Source organism: Bartonella sp. AD328YNZD (genome assembly GCF_042196425.1).
This window is the reverse complement of sequence record NZ_JBHIQG010000386.1, coordinates 1-2144: the sequence shown is the minus strand read 5'-3', so window position 1 is coordinate 2144 and position 2144 is coordinate 1. Positions and strand designations below refer to the sequence as shown.

At 38.2% G+C, this 2144-nt stretch carries 2 protein-coding genes; both read right to left on the bottom strand.

Annotation, left to right across the window (positions count from 1 at the left end):
* Positions 1-203: 203 nt before the first annotated feature.
* Positions 204-404 carry a hypothetical protein gene (locus ACFIO3_RS12045; protein WP_375615054.1) on the bottom strand — a complete coding sequence of 67 codons (201 nt, stop codon included), beginning with the start codon at positions 402-404 and terminating at the stop codon, positions 204-206.
* 293 nt (positions 405-697) lie between these two features.
* Positions 698-1360 carry a hypothetical protein gene (locus ACFIO3_RS12040; RefSeq protein WP_375704520.1) on the bottom strand — a complete coding sequence of 221 codons (663 nt, stop codon included), beginning with the start codon at positions 1358-1360 and terminating at the stop codon, positions 698-700.
* Positions 1361-2144: the final 784 nt, after the last annotated feature.

The window sequence follows — 2144 nt, the reverse complement described above, 5'->3', positions numbered from 1 at the left end:
CATCACACACGGAGCAAAAATCTATAGCGACTACGCCATAGACTTTCGCCACGCAAGGGTTATTCTTAGAGCATATTGATGATGAGATAATCATTTATGACATCCTTTTTGTTGCGCCATAGAACAGGTTTTGCTAACTAGTTTTACTATTATGCAAATTTTTCAAGAGAAATCCTCACTCGCTCATAGATGACAAGATTTCTTTATGGAGAGCGCACATGACGCTCAGCTTTGACCTTTTCCATAACAAGGGTAAGTTCAAACTTTAACCAACACGACAATACACCTATTCTAAACGATTTACGCACCACCTCATCGGCAACAGGCTGCTCCAATATCGGTGCATTGACTTGAGAATTTTTTGCACTTCCACGCACCGTAAAAAAAGACTTTCTTTTTTTCATATTAAAATCCATTTCAGTTGATTTGGATTTTAAAAGTGCCCAAAAAAATCAAACAAAAATAGAGAGGTAAGTTACGAAAACTACAGGGTAAATTTTACTGCCCCAAAATGTCTATTTTTCCCCGCCTGAACAGTCAGAGGAACACTATAAAAATTATTTTCATTAAAAAACAATTACTTATAATCTAGGGAAGAAAAGTAAAAATCTCCCCCAGAAAAAGAGATTATCTTCAAAATTATCAAAAAAAGCAGCACAATTTTAGTGATCTTTTTATTTTTTTTCTTTTGATAAAATTAATTGGCAGGTGTCTTAGGCGCCCCTCCGGTAGGTTCCCAATTGGCAATACTTGCAAGCTGCTCAATAACATCCTCTTTTAACTTACCATTTTTCTTATTGCGTAAATCATATTGATCAGCATTCTGTTGCAGCCACTTTATAAGCGTTCCTTTAACAGTTTTACCACCCTCAGCCTCACTCACCGCTTCCCAAGCCGCAACAATAGCAGCAAGCTTTGGGGCATAGCGTGGATGCGTTGGATCTTGAAACGCATATTTTTGGTCCTTAACGTCACGAGAATCATCCTCAGGAAAAAAAACTTTAGGTCTCTTACCACACAATAAAAGCCATTCTTTTAAATTATCTAGGGAAACAGAAGAATCTTGAACAATAGGATTCTCGTGCCAACGCCCCCCCCAAAAATCACGATGATAGTACCATTCTACCCTTAATTTTCCCTCTTCTACTACTCTTACTATCTCATTATAAACAGCTCGGAACAAAGCAATTTTATCAAACGGTACTCGCTCCTCTCCTTCGTAAATATCACTGTCTTCAGGGCTATATTCGCCGGGAAATTTACATACGAGTGGATTCAAGCCCGCTATCAATAACGCTGCCTGCAGTATGGTTAGTTTTTGAGAACGTAAAAGCCATTCTAAACTTTCATCAATTTCCATATATTCCCCGCCTTTTTCTACGAAACTTAATTTTTTATTCTTTTTCAAAACGCTAAGAGCAATCTCCTTCACTACACAGAGATTATACTCCCCTCACACTGCAACTTACCACACTTTTTAAGTGCCTCACAACCACACCCCTCCTTGTGATACACAAGAAAATGATTTGAATTGATTTAAGATAAGAAGTTTTGAAGTGAGAGGAATCCTACTGAATTTTGGGCTTTCATGCAAAATATAAAGCCAGTTACAAGGCGATAAATGCCCCTTCATAAAGTATCAATTTTCATGCGTGATCAAACAATTTGATATGATAATATCTCTTTCATTTATGCACTCCCACCCTTAAACCTTCCCCCTGCAATTACAGCACAAAAGATAATTCGTTACATCAAATCCACCTCTAAATGCAAAAGCTGTAACAACGCTAAATGCGCGTAAATATCATAAGAATACTGTCTTACACCTCCACAAGCGGAATGCGTGACGTCAAACTGTACAATAAAATGCCATACCTATAATGAACCGAGCTAAAAGCTGTCGCAACATTGGGAGCTAAAGTGTATGACGATGCCGGCTTGCTCTTTATGAAGTAACAAGCCAGCACCATTTATTTGCCAGCCCCCAATATTGCGACAGCCCTTGGCTCTTAAGACGGTTCATAAGAGCCATTTTTAGTTCTTTCTTCTATAGTTTTTACCCACACGCCAACCCCGCTTGTAGTGTGCAAGCAAGTGATTTTGATTGATTCAAGATAAACAGATTTGAAATGAGAGAATCCCAC